Below are 14,566 nucleotides of genomic sequence, written 5' to 3'. Positions count from 1 at the left end.
TTTTATTGCCTCACCGCTTACGCCGCACTGAACAACTTGTGCGGATCAATCACAAACTTCTTCGGCACGCCGGCATCGAACTCGCCGTAGCCTTCCGGCGCCTGATCGAGGCTGATGACTTGCACGCCCACCACTTCGGCAATGTTGATGCGATCCCACATGATCGCCTGCATCAGCTGACGGTTGTACTTCATCACCGGAGTCTGGCCGGTGTGGAAGCTGTGGGATTTGGCCCAGCCCAGGCCGAAGCGAATGCTCAGGCTGCCCATTTTCGCGGCGGCATCGACAGCACCCGGATCTTCGGTCACGTACAGGCCCGGAATACCGATCTTGCCGGCGACGCGCACCACGCCCATCAGCGAGTTGAGCACGGTGGCCGGGGCTTCGGATTTGACGCCGTCGTGACCATGACCACGGGCTTCGAAGCCCACGCAGTCCACTGCGCAATCCACTTCAGGCTCGCCCAGCAGCGCGGCGATCTGTTCGTGCAGCGGGGTGTCTTTCGACAGGTCGACCACTTCAAAACCCTGAGCCTTGGCGTGGGCCAGGCGGATGGTGTTGACGTCGCCGATGATCACCACCGCAGCCCCGAGCAAGCGGGCGGAGGCAGCAGCGGCCAGACCGACCGGGCCGGCGCCCGCGATGTAAACGGTGCTGCCCGGACCAACGCCAGCGGTGACGGCGCCGTGGTAGCCGGTCGGCAGAATGTCGGAGAGGCAGGTCAGGTCACGGATTTTCTCCATGGCCTTGTCGCGGTCCGGCAGTTTCAACAGGTTGAAGTCGGCGTACGGCACCAGCACGTATTCGGCCTGGCCACCGGTCCAGTCGCCCATGTCGACGTAACCGTAGGCACCACCGGCGCGGGCCGGGTTGACGGTCAGGCAGACACCGGTGTGTTGCTCCTTGCAGGAACGGCAGCGCCCGCAAGCCACGTTGAACGGAACGGACACCAGATCGCCGATCTTCAGATTCTCGACATCGGAGCCTTTTTCGATCACTTCACCAGTGATCTCGTGGCCCAGCACCAGACCGGTCTGCGCCGTGGTACGGCCGCGCACCATGTGCTGGTCGGAGCCGCAAATGTTGGTTGAAACCACACGCAGGATGACACCGTGCTCGATCTTCCTGCCGCGCGGATCCTGCATTTTCGGATAGTCGATTTTCTGTACTTCGACCTTGCCAGCGCCGAGATACACCACACCACGATTGCCAGACATGCTTTCACCTCGCTGTTGTTTTTATGGAACCGCGCCGCCCAGGCAGGCAGCGCGTTAAGTGCTCGGGTTATTGCTTGTTGGTTTTGCGTTGTTATGACTTAAAGAACGACGGTGCGATTGGCGTTCAGGAACACCCTCCGCTCAATGTGATACCCCACGGCCCGGGCCAGGGTCAGGCCTTCGATGTCGCGGCCCTTGGCGATCAGGTCTTCGGGGTAATGACTGTGATCCACGGCCTCGACGCCCTGGGCGATGATCGGCCCCTCGTCGAGGTCGTTGTTGATGTAGTGCGCGGTGGCGCCCACCAGTTTCACGCCCTTGTTGTAGGCCTGGTGATACGGCTTGGCGCCCTTGAAGCCCGGCAGCAGCGAGTGATGAATGTTGATCGCCTTGCCATCGAGCTTGCGGCACAGCTCCGGCGACAACACCTGCATGTAGCGGGCGAGGATCACCAGTTCAGCGCCAGCCTCCTCGATCACCTGCCACACCTGCCGCTCCTGGCCCGGTTTGTCGTTCGGGTCGAGGGGGAAATGGTAGTAGGGAATCTGGTGCCAGTCGGCCAGCGGCTTGAGGTCCGGGTGGTTCGACACCACCGCCGCCACGTCCATCGACAGCTGGCCGATGCGCTGGCGGTAGAGCAAGTCGTTGAGGCAGTGATCGGCCTTGGAGACCATTATCACGACTTTTGGCCGGTAGTTCGGCGCGGTCAGCTCGAAGATCATGCCGAACGCCTGACCACGCTCGGCGAGGCCGGCGCGGAAGGATTGCTCGTCGAAACCGTCGGGCTGACGGAATTCCACACGAATAAAGAAACGCCCCGAGAGGCGGTCATCGAACGAGTGGTGTTCGGTGACGTAACAGCCCTGCTCGAACAGAAAACGCGTCACCGCGTCCACGGTGCCGAGAACGCTGGGGCAGTCGGCGGTCAGAATCCATGTGTCTGGGGCGCGGCTCATGGTGCGGTGACTCCTGTTCTTTGTGCGGGTGTCAGGGAGCTTCCCCTCACCCTAGCCCTCTCCCGGAGGGAGAGGGGACTGACCGGGTTGTTCTTTCGAGCTACGCCGACGTGAAATACCGAGCCGAACTCAGGCTTTGAAACCAACCGAGATCAGCTCCCTTTCCCCCTCGCCCCCTTGGGGGAGAGGGTTGGGGTGAGGGGGCAAAAATCTCAGGCCCTACACGCAAGCAAGATCGACGCAATTCACCTCAAGCCTGAACGCTAAGGCCGTATTCTGCGGACGCATCCTGCAACCACAACCACCAGTAATCCGAGAAGCTGCGTCGGATAAGCAGTTCCCAGGTGTCTTCGGCGGTGTGGCGGATCATCAGCTGCGACTTGGCGAACACCGTGCCCACAGCCTTGCCGACCGGGAAGTTGTTCGGGTGCACGTCGTAGCTGGTGGATTTCATCAGCACCTGACGCACGTTCGGGCCGCTCAATTCGAGAATCTGCTGGCCGCCGCTGACGTTGACGATGGCGATGTGCAGATCGCCCAGCGCTTCGCGCAGTTTCTGCTCGGCGGCAAACTCTTCACCGCTCGGCACAATCAGCAGCCACTCATCCGGGCCCATCCATTGCAGGCTGGTTTCGCCTTTGACGATCACACTCAGGGCGCCCGGCAATTCAATGCCCAGCGCCTTGTGCACACCGGCGGCGAACGCGGCATCGTGGCCATCGCCACGGATGGTCAGATGGCCGAGGAGTTTCTTCTCGCGCACGGTCACGCCGGCGGTCTTGCGGCCCTTGCCGACCAGGCTGGCGAGGTCGGCGTGATGCAGCGACGACTCGGCCTTGGCCCCGGTGGTCGGGCGTTGTTGGTAAACGTTGGCTGCGGTCATAAAGCACCTTTCCTGAATTCGGTGTCGCTCCCGCGCCAGGCGCGGGAGCGATCAATTAGATGTTCTGGCGATCGCCTTTCGGATCGAAGAACACCGAAGAAACGATTTCCGCCTCGATCACGCTGCCATCCGCCAGCGGTGCGAACACCCGCTCGCCCATGCGCTTGAGACCGCCCTTCACCACGCCCATGGCAAACGAATAGCCGAGGGAGTTGTGCGCGTAGCTGGAGGTCACGTGGCCGACCATGGTCATCGGGATCGACTGCTTGGTGTTGAACACCAGTTGCGCACCTTCCGGCAGCCATACGTTCGGATCGATCGGCTTCAGGCCCACCAGTTGCTTACGCTGGTCACGCACGCAGTCTTCACGGTTCATGCCGCGCTGGCCGATCCACGAGAACGGTTTGGTGCGACCGACGCACCAGCCCATGTTCAGGTCGTCCGGGGTCATCGAGCCGTCGGTGTCCTGGCCGACGATGATGAAGCCCTTCTCGGCCCGCAGAACGTGCATGGTTTCGGTGCCGTACGGCGTCAGGTTGTACTGCTTGCCCGCCTCGACGATTTTTTCCAGCACGCCCATCGCGTAGTCGGCCTGGACGTTGACTTCGTACGACAGCTCACCGGTGAACGAGATACGGAACACCCGCGCCGGCACACCGCCGACCAGACCTTCTTTCCAGGTCATGAACGGAAACGCTTCATTGGCCAGGTCGATGTCGGTCACGGCGCTGAGCAGCTTGCGGCTGTTCGGGCCGGACAGGGTCATGGTCGCCCAGTGGTCGGTGACGGAGGTGAAGTAGACCTTCATCTCTGGCCATTCGGTCTGATGGTACAGCTCCAGCCACTGCAGGACGCGAGCCGCGCCGCCGGTGGTGGTGGTCATGACGAAATGGTTGTCGGCCAGACACGCCGTCACCCCGTCGTCGAAGACCATGCCGTCTTCCTTGCACATCAGGCCGTAACGGGCCTTGCCCACGTCGAGCTTGGTCCAGGCGTTGGTGTACACGCGGTTGAGGAACTCGCGGGCGTCCGGGCCCTGGATGTCGATCTTGCCCAGGGTCGAAGCGTCCAGCAGACCGACGCTGTCGCGCACAGCCTTGCATTCGCGTTTGACGGCGGCATGCATGTCTTCGCCGTTTTTCGGGAAGTACCACGGACGTTTCCACTGACCGACGTCTTCGAACTCGGCGCCGTTTTTCAAGTGCCATTGATGCAGTGCGGTGTAACGCACAGGTTCGAAGATGTGCCCGCAGTGACGACCGGCTACCGCGCCGAAAGTGACCGGCGTGTAGTTCGGACGGAACATCGTGGTGCCCATCTGCGGGATGGTCACGTTCAGCGAGCGGGCGGCAATCGCCAGGCCGTTGACGTTGCCGAGCTTGCCCTGATCGGTGCCGAAGCCCAGCGCCGTGTAGCGTTTGACGTGTTCGACCGACTCGAAACCTTCGCGGGTCGCCAGTTCGATGGCGGCGGCGGTCACGTCGTTCTGCAGGTCGACGAATTGCTTCGGTGCCCGGGAAGTGCCCTTCTCGTGCGGCACCTGGAACAGCGCCAAGGTTGGTTCTTCGAGACGGCTCAGGGCTTTCGGCAACACGGCTTCAACGGCCTGAAAACCGGCTTCGGACGCAGCGCGCACGCCGCCTTCAAAACCGTCAGCCAGCGAATCGCCGAGACCGTAGACGCCGTTGATGCCACCGACGCAAACACGTTTCTGCGGTGCTTCGCCCGGTACGAAACCGAGGATGTCTTCACGCCAGATCGGCTTGCCGCCGAGGTGCGACGCCAGGTGAACCACCGGGCTGTAACCGCCGGAGCTGGCGATCAGATCGCAGTCGAGCCATTCGCCCGGGCTGGTGACCTTGTGGCCTTTGACATCGATCGCCGCCACGCGGGCAGTGGTGACGTGCTTGCTGCCACGGGCCTCGATCACGGCGCTGCCGGTGAGGATGCGAATGCCTTTGGCGCGCGCCTCTTCAACCAGTGCGCCACGCGGATTGCTGCGGGCGTCGGCGATGGCGACCACTTGCAGGCTGGCATCGAGCCAGTCCAGCGCCACGCGATAGGCGTGATCGTTGTTGGTCGACAGCACCAGCTTTTTGCCCGGTGCCACGCCGTAACGGCGCACGTAAGTCGACACCGCGCCGGCGAGCATGTTGCCCGGCACGTCGTTGTTGCCGTAGACCAGCGGACGCTCGTGAGCACCGGTCGCCAGCACCACACGCTTGGCGCGGACGCGGTGGATGCGCTGACGCACCTGGCCGATCGGCGCGCGGTCACCGAGGTGATCGGTGAGGCGTTCATGAATGGTCAGGAAGTTGTGGTCGTGGTAGCCGTTGACCGTGGCGCGCGGCAACAGCAGCACGTCCGGAGTGCTCTTCAATTCAGCGATGACGCCGGCCACCCATTCCATCGCCGGTTTGCCGTCGAGGCTTTCGCGGGAGTCGAGCAGGCTGCCGCCGAACTCTTCCTGTTCGTCGGCGATGATCACCCGCGCACCGCTGCGTGCAGCGGCCAGTGCTGCGGCCAGACCGGCCGGGCCGGCGCCGACGATCAGCACGTCGCAGTGCTGGTTCATGTAGTCGTAGGTGTCCGGATCGACTTCGGTCGGCGAACGACCAAGACCTGCGGCCTTGCGAATGTACTTCTCGTAAGTCATCCAGAACGATTGCGGGTACATGAAGGTTTTGTAGTAGAAACCCGGCGGCATCAGCTTGCCGCCGACCTTGCCGAGAATCCCCATCATGTCGTTGTTGACGCTCGGCCAGCCGTTGGTGCTGGTGGCGACCAGCCCTTGGTACAACGCCTGTTGCGTGGCGCGCACGTTAGGGATCTGGGTGGCTTCGGTAGCACCGATCTGCAGCACCGCGTTCGGCTCTTCGGCACCGGCGGCGAAGATGCCGCGCGGACGCGAATACTTGAAGCTGCGGCCAATGATGTCGACGCCGTTGGCCAGCAGGGCTGCGGCCAGCGAGTCGCCTTCAAAACCTTTGTAGGTCTGGCCGTTGAAGGTGAAGCTCAGCACTTTGTTGCGGTCGATCCGTCCACCGTTGGACAGGCGATTGGTCTGGCTCATACCTTCTCTCCCAGCGCCGTCGTGGCTGTTTTCGCAGTGTCAGCCTTGTCGGTGAATTGCGGCTTGGTGCCGATCTTGTAGGTTTCGAGAATCTCGTAGGTCACGGTGTCGCGGGTGACGTTGAAGTACTGGCGGCAACCGGCGACGTGATCCCACAGTTCGTGGTGCAGACCGCGCGGGTTGTCGCGGAAGAACATGTAGTCGCCCCACTCCTCGTCGGTGCAGCTGTTCGGATCCAGCGGACGCGGGATGTGCGCCTGGCCGGATGCGTGGAATTCCTCTTCGGAGCGCAGTTCGCCGCAGTGAGGACAGAAGATATGCAACATGGGGATTTCTCCTGTTAGTGGGCGACAGCCGCAGCGCCGTGTTCGTCGATCAACGCACCGTTGTGGAAACGGTCGATGGAGAAAGGTGCGGCCAGCGGGTGCATTTCACCCTTGGCCAGACTCGCGGCAAACACGTTGCCCGAGCCAGGTGTGGCCTTGAAGCCGCCGGTGCCCCAACCGCAGTTGAAGAACATGTTCGGTACCGGGGTTTTCGAAATGATCGGGCAGGCGTCCGGCGTGGTGTCGACGATGCCGCCCCACTGACGGTTCATGCGCACCCGCGACAGCACCGGGAACATCTCGACGATGGCCTGAATAGTGTGCTCGATCACCGGGTACGAACCGCGCTGACCGTAGCCGTTGTAGCCGTCGATACCGGCGCCGATCACCAGGTCGCCCTTGTCGGACTGGCTGATGTAACCGTGCACGGCGTTGGACATGATCACGCTGTCGATGATCGGTTTGATCGGCTCGGACACCAGCGCCTGCAGCGGGTGGGATTCGATCGGCAGACGGAAACCGGCGAGCTTGGCCATGTGCCCGGAGTTACCGGCGGTGACCACACCGACGCGTTTGGCGCCGATGAAGCCCTTGTTGGTTTCAACGCCGATGCACACACCGTTTTCCTTGCGGAAACCGATCACTTCGGTCTGCTGGATCAGGTCCACACCGAGGGCGTCGGCGGCACGGGCAAAGCCCCACGCCACGGCATCGTGACGGGCCACGCCGCCGCGACGCTGAACGGTTGCGCCCATCACCGGGTAGCGGGTGTTTTTCGAGCAGTCGAGGTACGGAATTTCGTCCGCGACCTGCTTGGCGTTGAGCAGTTCGCCGTCAACGCCGTTGAGACGGTTGGCGCTGACCCGACGCTCGGAATCACGGATGTCCTGCAGGGTGTGGCACAGGTTGTAGACGCCGCGTTGGGAGAACATCACGTTGTAGTTCAGGTCCTGAGACAGGCCTTCCCACAGTTTCATCGCGTGTTCGTACAGGTGCGCCGACTCGTCCCACAGGTAGTTGGAGCGAACGATGGTGGTGTTGCGCGCGGTGTTGCCACCGCCCAGCCAGCCCTTCTCGACTACGGCCACGTTGGTGATGCCGTGCTCTTTGGCCAGATAGTAGGCCGTCGCCAGACCGTGCCCGCCGCCGCCGACGATGACCACGTCGTAGACCTTTTTCGGGGTCGGCGTGCGCCACATGCGCTGCCAGTTTTCGTGGTGGCTGAGGGAGTGTTTGAAGAGGCCGAAGCCCGAATAGCGTTGCATAGTCATGTACTCCAGAACGCTCAGCGATAAACCGGGAAGTCAGCGCACAGGGCCGAAACCTGCTGGGCGACGTTGGCCTCGACATCGGCATCGCCGAGGTTGTCGAGGATGTCGCAGATCCAACCGGCCAGCGTCACGCACTGGGTCACCTTGAAGCCGCGGGTGGTCACCGCCGGGGTGCCGATGCGCAGGCCGGAGGTCACGAACGGCGACTGCGGGTCGTTCGGTACGGCGTTCTTGTTGACGGTGATGTGCGCGCGACCGAGGGCAGCGTCGGCGTCCTTACCGGTGAGGCCCTGACGGATCAGGCTGACCAGGAACAGGTGGTTGTCGGTGCCGCCGGACACTACATCGTAGCCACGTTTGATAAAGACGCTCGCCATCGCCTGGGCGTTGTCGATCACTTGTTGCTGATAGGCCTTGAAGCCAGGCTCCAGTGCTTCCTTGAAGCACACGGCCTTGCCGGCGATGACGTGCATCAGCGGGCCGCCCTGGGCGCCGGGGAATACCGCCGCGTTGAGCTTCTTCTCGATTTCTTCGTTGGCCTTGGCCAGGATCAGCCCGCCACGCGGACCGCGCAGGGTCTTGTGAGTGGTGGTGGTGACCACGTCGGCGTACGGCAGCGGGTTCGGGTACAGACCGGCAGCCACCAGACCGGCGACGTGAGCCATGTCGACGAACAGCAGCGCACCGACCTTGTCGGCGATCTGACGGAAGCGCGGGAAGTCGAGGGTTTTCGAGTAGGCCGAGAAACCGGCGACGATCATTTTCGGTTTGCACTCGACGGCCAGACGCTCGACTTCGTCGTAATCGATCAGGCCGGTCTTGGTATCGATGCCGTACTGCACGGCGTTGTACAGCTTGCCCGAGGACGACACCTTGGCGCCGTGGGTCAGGTGACCGCCGTGGGCCAGGCTCATGCCGAGGATGGTGTCGCCTGCTTGCAGCAGGGCCAGGTACACGGCGCTGTTGGCCGAGGAACCGGAGTGCGGCTGGACGTTGGCGTAATCGGCGCCGAACAGCTGCTTGGCGCGTTCGATGGCCAGGGCTTCGACCTTGTCGACGTGCTCGCAGCCACCGTAGTAGCGCTTGCCCGGATAGCCTTCGGCGTATTTGTTGGTCAGGCCGCTGCCTTGCGCTTCCATCACGCGTTTGCTGGTGTAGTTCTCCGACGCGATCAGCTCGATGTGATCTTCCTGACGTTGCTCCTCGGCATTCATCGCCGCCAGCAGTGCATCGTCGTAACCCTGGATCTGGTCTTGCTTGCTGAACATCGCGTCTCTCCCAGCGGCATCTGTGCGCCATTCGTCTCGGTAAGGCACGGCGTTCAGCCAATGCCCTTTGATGCGATGGTATGGCCGGCGCAGGGAGGTCAAATGCCTACGGACGCCACGCAAAGGTGCGTTTACGACATGGCGGCGGCGACGGACTCAAACAAGTAGCTGGCGCAAGGCCAGAAGAACCACGAAATGCGCGGGATAGAGCGCATACGCCCAGCGCCGCATGGGTGGCGTGTGGAGGTAAGTGGCTTGTCGCAACAGGAACATTCCGAGCAGTGGCGCGATCAGGCAAGTCACAATCCCGAGGATGGCGACAATGTTGCCGAACTGCGCGGATTCGTAGAGCGTCCGCCATTGATTCGCGGCCAGACACAGCAGGCCCGGCAGCAGGCTGAAATACCAGGGCCGACGAAACACCAGCAACATCGCCAGTGGCAGCAGGACGCCGAACAAGCCGAACATCAGTCGCTCCGGGAAAATCGCTGCCACCAGCAAGGCGCTGACGCCGAGCAGTCGCGAAATCAGCGCTGGATCCTGCCAGCCCCGCGCCACCAGCAAGCCCAGCGCCAGGGTGGGCATCACGTTCAACGTGTCGGGTTCGGGAATGTACAAACGGTAGGGAATCTCGCTGAGCAGACTGAACAGCAGCAGCCAGCCCAGATAGCGCCATTCGGTCTTGCGCGCGCCGTCACGGGCCAGGTTCGCCGCCATCGCCAGGCAGAACCACGGGAACGCCAGCCGTCCCGGCACATACAGCCAATCGGCGCTGATCCCGACATATCGCAAGTGATCGAGCAGCATGCTCAGCAGCGCCAGCCACTTGAGCAGATCGAGTGCGCCGTCGCGCCGGCTCAGGTGCATAATCGGCTCGCATCCTTGTAAAGTTCTGACAGCGACATCCCGTGTGCTCCCCGGATGATCTTCGGTACAGTGCGCACCATCATTGACCCCACGAAGCGCCACAAGCGCCTCGATCACGGAAGCCGGCCATGACCGACAAGAGCCAACAATTCGCCAGCGACAACTACTCCGGTATCTGCCCCGAAGCCTGGGCTGCCATGGAACAGGCCAACCACGGCCACCAGCGCGCCTATGGCGACGATGAGTGGACAGCACGCGCCTCCGATTATTTCCGCAAGCTGTTCGAGACCGACTGCGAAGTGTTCTTCGCCTTCAACGGCACCGCCGCCAACTCCCTCGCGCTGTCGTCGCTGTGCCAGAGTTACCACAGCGTGATCTGCTCGGAAACCGCCCACGTCGAAACCGACGAATGCGGCGCTCCGGAATTCTTCTCCAACGGTTCGAAACTGCTGATCGCCGGCACTGAAAACGGCAAGATCACCCCGGCTTCGATCCGCGAAGTCGCGCTCAAGCGCCAGGACATTCACTACCCGAAACCGCGCGTCGTGACCCTGACCCAGGCCACCGAAGTCGGCAGCGTCTACACCCCGGAAGAAGTCCGCGCCATCAGCGACACCTGCAAGGAGCTGGGCCTGAACCTGCACATGGACGGCGCGCGTTTCTCCAACGCCTGCGCCTTCCTCGGCTGCTCGCCGGCGGACCTGACCTGGAAGGCCGGCGTCGACGTGCTGTGCTTCGGCGGCACGAAGAACGGCATGGCGGTGGGTGAGGCGATCCTGTTCTTCAACCACAAACTGGCCGAAGACTTCGATTACCGCTGCAAACAGGCCGGGCAACTGGCCTCGAAAATGCGCTTCCTGTCGGCGCCGTGGGTCGGCATCCTGGAAAACGACGCCTGGCTCAAATACGCCCGCCACGCCAACCACTGCGCGCAACTGCTGGCCGAACTGGTCAGCGACATCCCGGGCGTGGAACTGATGTTCCCGGTCCAGGCCAACGGCGTGTTCCTGCAACTCTCGGAACCGGCCATCGCCGCCCTGACCGCGCGCGGCTGGCGCTTCTACACCTTCATCGGCAAGGGCGGCGCGCGCTTCATGTGCTCGTGGGACACCGAAGAAGAACGCGTACGCGAACTGGCACGCGACATCCGCGGAGTCATGTCGGCCTGATTTATCCCCTCCTCCTGATCGTTCCCACGCTCTGCGTGGGAATGCCTCCCGGGACGCTCCGCGTTCCTGCCGCACCGCCGATGCAACGCCAGGCATCGTCATGACGCGGAGCGTCAAAGGCTGCATTCCCACGCGGAGCATGGGAACGATCTCACGCCACAGCTCCTCCCCCTCCTGTTTCAGCTCCATCGTCTACATTGTCTGTCGAGCCATCACTCACATAACAATAAGCAGGAGCTTGCGCATGTCGCTTAAAGGCAAAACCTTGTTCATCACCGGCGCCAGCCGTGGCATCGGGCGCGAGATTGCGCTGCGGGCTGCACAGGACGGGGCCAATATCGTGATCGCGGCCAAGAGCGCCGAGCCGCACGCCAAGTTGCCCGGCACCATCCACAGCGTCGCCGCTGAAGTCGAAGCGGCCGGCGGCAAGGCCCTGGCGCTGCAACTGGATGTGCGGGATGAGGAGGCGGTGCGACAGGCGCTGGCCCAGGCCAATCAACATTTTGGCGGGATCGATGCGCTGGTGAACAACGCCGGGGCGATCAAACTGACCGGCGTGCAGCACATCGAGCTCAAGCGTTTCGATCTGATGCACCAGATCAACACCCGCGCGGTGTTGTTGTGCAGCCAGGCCGCCCTGCCCTATTTGAAGAAGTCCTCCGGCCACATCCTCAACCTTTCACCGCCGCTGAATCTGGCCAGTAAATGGTTCGCCCAGTACAGCCCCTACACCGTGACCAAATACGGCATGAGCATGCTGACGGTCGGGATGAGCGAGGAGTTTGCCAACTACGGCATCAGCGTCAATTCGCTGTGGCCGCAGACCATGATTGCCACGGCGGCCATCGAGTTTCAGCTGGGCAATCGGGAGTCGTTCAAGCATGCGCGCACGCCAGCGATCATGGCGGATGCGGCGCATGTGATTCTGAGCAGCAGCGAGCGGCGGATTACCGGGCGGTTGTTGATTGATGAAGAGATCTTGCGCGAAAGCGGCGTGAGCGAATTCGACCACTATCGGTTTGAGCCGAAGAGTGACGCGAAGTTGATGACGGATCTGTTTATCGACTGAGCATTTTCAGAATAGACCTACACCAGGACCTACATAAACCAAACAGGCTTCGCCATAGACTGCCTGCTCCTTTTTCGAGGAGTGCTGACTATGGCGAACCCTGCCTACATGACCATTACCGGCAAGACTCAAGACCTTATTTCAGCCGGGTGTTCGACCCCGGAATCGGTCGGCAACAAATACCAGAAAGCCCATACCGATGAAATCATGGTGTTCGCCTTGAGCCATGAAATGCGCCGCGACAACAACCTCGGCAAAGCCGTCCACCAACCGGTCATCATCACCAAAGCGGTCGACAAATCTTCCCCCTTGCTGGCCCAGGCGCATTCGAACAGCGAAGAACTCGAATGCACGATCAGCCTTTACCGAACCTCGCCTCAAGGTCAGCAGGAGAAGTTTTATTCAATTTCCCTCGATGGGGCCGTTCTGGCTGAACTCTCGCAGGAAGTGCCCCACGTCATTCTGCAAAACGACGCTCAACCTCAAGAACAACTGGCCATTCGTTACCGCGGCATCAGTTGGGTACACCACATTGCGGGCACCACCGGCCATACCTCGTGGGGCAGCCAGGATTGAACCCTCGATCACATGATCCCTGCGGCGTTGAGGATGCCGCAGGCAACTTGCTCGGCCAGGCGCTGACCGCCAGTGCTCGCCATCTGGCGTTCGGCATCGCGCGGGTGCAGTTCAATCAACAAGTCGCATATTTCGCCAAGCACATCACCGATGAGGTTGCCGCCGGACGCCTGACTCCGGAGCAGGGAATCCTTGCGCTTGTGCAGGAACAACACAACCTGCTGAACCAGTCTCGGATCCTGCAGCAAAACAGGCACGGAGCGATCACCGGCACGGCCAAGGCACGACGCTTGTCGATGCTCCCACAGCCTGCAGCAACTCCCGATCCGGAACGTCTGCTGCGGGCCGCTCACCAGCAGAACCTGAAAGTGACACGCCCGAACTCAGCCCCGCCCTCCTCTCCGCGTCCGGTCAACGACTTGCGAATGGTTCCCCGCGAGCATTGGCCGCAGGAGCTGCCGGCGCCCGAAGAGCCGGGGTTCTACATCGTGCCGAAAAGCGTGTCCGCCGAGAAACTTCAGGCGCAGCTGTTTGCGTCGCCAAACCCGAGTGTCATCGCCAAATTCAAAAGCCTGAATCCACTGGAGGACGTGGTGAAGGCCGGATCGATGATTGTTCTGAGTGATCCAGACAATCAGCAATGCACTTATGAAGAATCACTGCTGATGGAAACCGCGCACATCGTCAGCATGGCGCTGGCGCCGTTGACGGTGGAAGAGGCGGACTTTTTTGCCCAGCACTATGAGGTCATCAGAAGGACGCTTTCAGATGGGTCAAAAGTTATTGGGGTTGGTACTGCCATGGCGGCTAATCATCTGGATGGCATAAAAGCCGCTTTGAAAGACATTGAGGCATTGCATATCAGCACTATCGAGACCAATGGCAGCCTGAACTCAAAAGCATTCAAAAAGCGGCGCGCCGAATTACTTCAACGGCTGGACGGACAGCTAACCGGATTGACGAAGAAAGTCATTGGCCTCCCTGATCACCCAAACCTCAAGATCGCTCTAGGAATCGAGCATCCGCACCTGGTGCACCGCTGGAGGAAGGCTGGCGGCATCGGCCAGCCGCCCGGGTACGCCACTCACATTCAAGGCGTGGTGAAAGCCTCGCAATACGTAAAATATGGCGGATGGATTGGTACGGCCGTGGCTGGCGGAGCCTCGGCAATGAAGGTTCAGGATGTCTGTACGAACGAGAACGCCGAGGAGTGCGAAAAGATTAAATTCACCGAAACCGGAAGTTTTCTGGGTGGAGCTGTCGGTTCTGCTGTAGGTGCAAGCACGGCCTCCACCATTTGCGTAGCACTCGGGGTATCCAGTGCAGGAATCGGTGGGGCACTGTGCGGGATCGTGGTTGCGGGAGCCGGATCCTTTACGGTCGGCTATATGGGCGAAAAAGGCGGCGAAATCGCCGGTGAATTGATTTACGAGAAAACCCGATGAGTTATGAAACTGCAAGAGATGCCTTTATCATTCTAAACATCATAAACGTCGCCGCACTCATAATAATCAACTGCATCGTTTTATATATCGCAAAAACAAAAATAGAACTAATAATGAACAGCCTTCAAAACAGTTCGATCGCCGTAGGCCTTATGATGCTATGGCATGGAGGCGTGCGGGGGCGGATCTACATGATGGGGGAAATTTTTAGCTTCCTGAAACGTCCAGAAATCTACCTTTACCAAGGGAAACTGAGCGCAAAAGATATTAAAAATTTTCCGCCAGACTTCAAACGCACGCTACTTACACTATATAAATATCAGAGAATTTCCGGCTTAACTTTTTTGCTCTTTGGACTTCTCGCCGCATTAGAAATTATTTAAAAACAGCAACTAATGACTTCATACGATCTCCCCTACGAGAGATCGCCCCCAAGCCTGCAAACT

General features: G+C 61.0%; 13 protein-coding genes. 5 read left to right on the top strand and 8 right to left on the bottom strand.

The annotated features are described in order from the left end of the window. Window positions 1-17: 17 nt before the first annotated feature. The 8 genes from fdhA to C1X29_RS02490 all read right to left on the bottom strand — a co-directional run bounded on the left by fdhA (window position 18) and on the right by C1X29_RS02490 (window position 9,861). Complete coding sequence (gene fdhA / locus C1X29_RS02525; RefSeq protein WP_007959809.1) at window positions 18-1,217, bottom strand: formaldehyde dehydrogenase, glutathione-independent; 1,200 nt, start codon at window positions 1,215-1,217, stop codon at window positions 18-20. A 98-nt stretch (window positions 1,218-1,315) separates the two neighbouring features. Next, on the bottom strand, window positions 1,316-2,173 hold the full coding sequence (gene purU / locus C1X29_RS02520) for a formyltetrahydrofolate deformylase (protein ID WP_085746629.1): 858 nt from the start codon (window positions 2,171-2,173) through the stop codon (window positions 1,316-1,318). A gap of 250 nt (window positions 2,174-2,423) precedes the next feature. After that, window positions 2,424-3,056 (bottom strand): sarcosine oxidase subunit gamma, encoded by a 633-nt coding sequence (locus C1X29_RS02515; protein WP_039768018.1) that lies wholly within the window; start codon window positions 3,054-3,056, stop codon window positions 2,424-2,426. A 55-nt stretch (window positions 3,057-3,111) separates the two neighbouring features. Next, entirely contained in the window at window positions 3,112-6,129 is a 3,018-nt protein-coding gene (locus tag C1X29_RS02510) for a sarcosine oxidase subunit alpha (protein WP_102716772.1), read from the bottom strand. Continuing rightward, window positions 6,126-6,455, bottom strand: a complete 330-nt coding sequence (locus C1X29_RS02505; protein WP_011336273.1) for a sarcosine oxidase subunit delta — start codon at window positions 6,453-6,455, stop codon at window positions 6,126-6,128. Before C1X29_RS02505 ends, C1X29_RS02510 begins: the two co-directional genes overlap by 4 nt. A 14-nt stretch (window positions 6,456-6,469) precedes the next feature. Then, window positions 6,470-7,720, bottom strand: coding sequence for a sarcosine oxidase subunit beta (locus C1X29_RS02500; protein WP_003206307.1), 1,251 nt, complete (start codon window positions 7,718-7,720; stop codon window positions 6,470-6,472). A 20-nt stretch (window positions 7,721-7,740) separates the two neighbouring features. Continuing rightward, window positions 7,741-8,994, bottom strand: a complete 1,254-nt coding sequence (glyA, locus tag C1X29_RS02495) for a serine hydroxymethyltransferase (RefSeq protein WP_102685725.1) — start codon at window positions 8,992-8,994, stop codon at window positions 7,741-7,743. Between the two features lie 156 nt (window positions 8,995-9,150). After that, the gene (locus C1X29_RS02490; RefSeq protein ID WP_102716771.1) at window positions 9,151-9,861 is read right to left on the bottom strand and encodes a TraX family protein; all 711 of its coding nucleotides are present in this window, start codon (window positions 9,859-9,861) and stop codon (window positions 9,151-9,153) included. Window positions 9,862-9,989: 128 nt separating this feature from the next. Between C1X29_RS02490 and C1X29_RS02485 the strand changes: the two genes are divergently transcribed. The 5 genes from C1X29_RS02485 (at window position 9,990) to C1X29_RS02465 (ending at window position 14,503) form a co-directional block, all read left to right on the top strand. After that, on the top strand, window positions 9,990-11,030 hold the full coding sequence (locus tag C1X29_RS02485) for a low specificity L-threonine aldolase (protein ID WP_102716770.1): 1,041 nt from the start codon (window positions 9,990-9,992) through the stop codon (window positions 11,028-11,030). A gap of 244 nt (window positions 11,031-11,274) precedes the next feature. Continuing rightward, window positions 11,275-12,099 carry an NAD(P)-dependent oxidoreductase gene (locus tag C1X29_RS02480; protein WP_085746634.1) on the top strand — a complete coding sequence of 275 codons (825 nt, stop codon included), beginning with the start codon at window positions 11,275-11,277 and terminating at the stop codon, window positions 12,097-12,099. Window positions 12,100-12,189: 90 nt separating this feature from the next. Continuing rightward, window positions 12,190-12,675: an Hcp family type VI secretion system effector gene (locus C1X29_RS02475; RefSeq protein ID WP_102716769.1), complete on the top strand. Its 486-nt coding sequence runs from the start codon at window positions 12,190-12,192 to the stop codon at window positions 12,673-12,675. 47 nt (window positions 12,676-12,722) lie between these two features. Beyond that, window positions 12,723-14,120, top strand: a complete 1,398-nt coding sequence (locus tag C1X29_RS02470) for a hypothetical protein (RefSeq protein ID WP_256584310.1) — start codon at window positions 12,723-12,725, stop codon at window positions 14,118-14,120. Beyond that, the gene (locus tag C1X29_RS02465; protein ID WP_102716768.1) at window positions 14,117-14,503 is read left to right on the top strand and encodes a hypothetical protein; all 387 of its coding nucleotides are present in this window, start codon (window positions 14,117-14,119) and stop codon (window positions 14,501-14,503) included. Before C1X29_RS02470 ends, C1X29_RS02465 begins: the two co-directional genes overlap by 4 nt. The last annotated feature ends 63 nt before the right edge of the window (window positions 14,504-14,566 follow it).

The organism is Pseudomonas sp. GW456-12-10-14-LB2, from assembly GCF_002884345.1.
Classification (GTDB): domain Bacteria; phylum Pseudomonadota; class Gammaproteobacteria; order Pseudomonadales; family Pseudomonadaceae; genus Aquipseudomonas; species Aquipseudomonas paraglycinae.
This window is presented reverse-complemented; position numbering and strand designations above follow the sequence as displayed.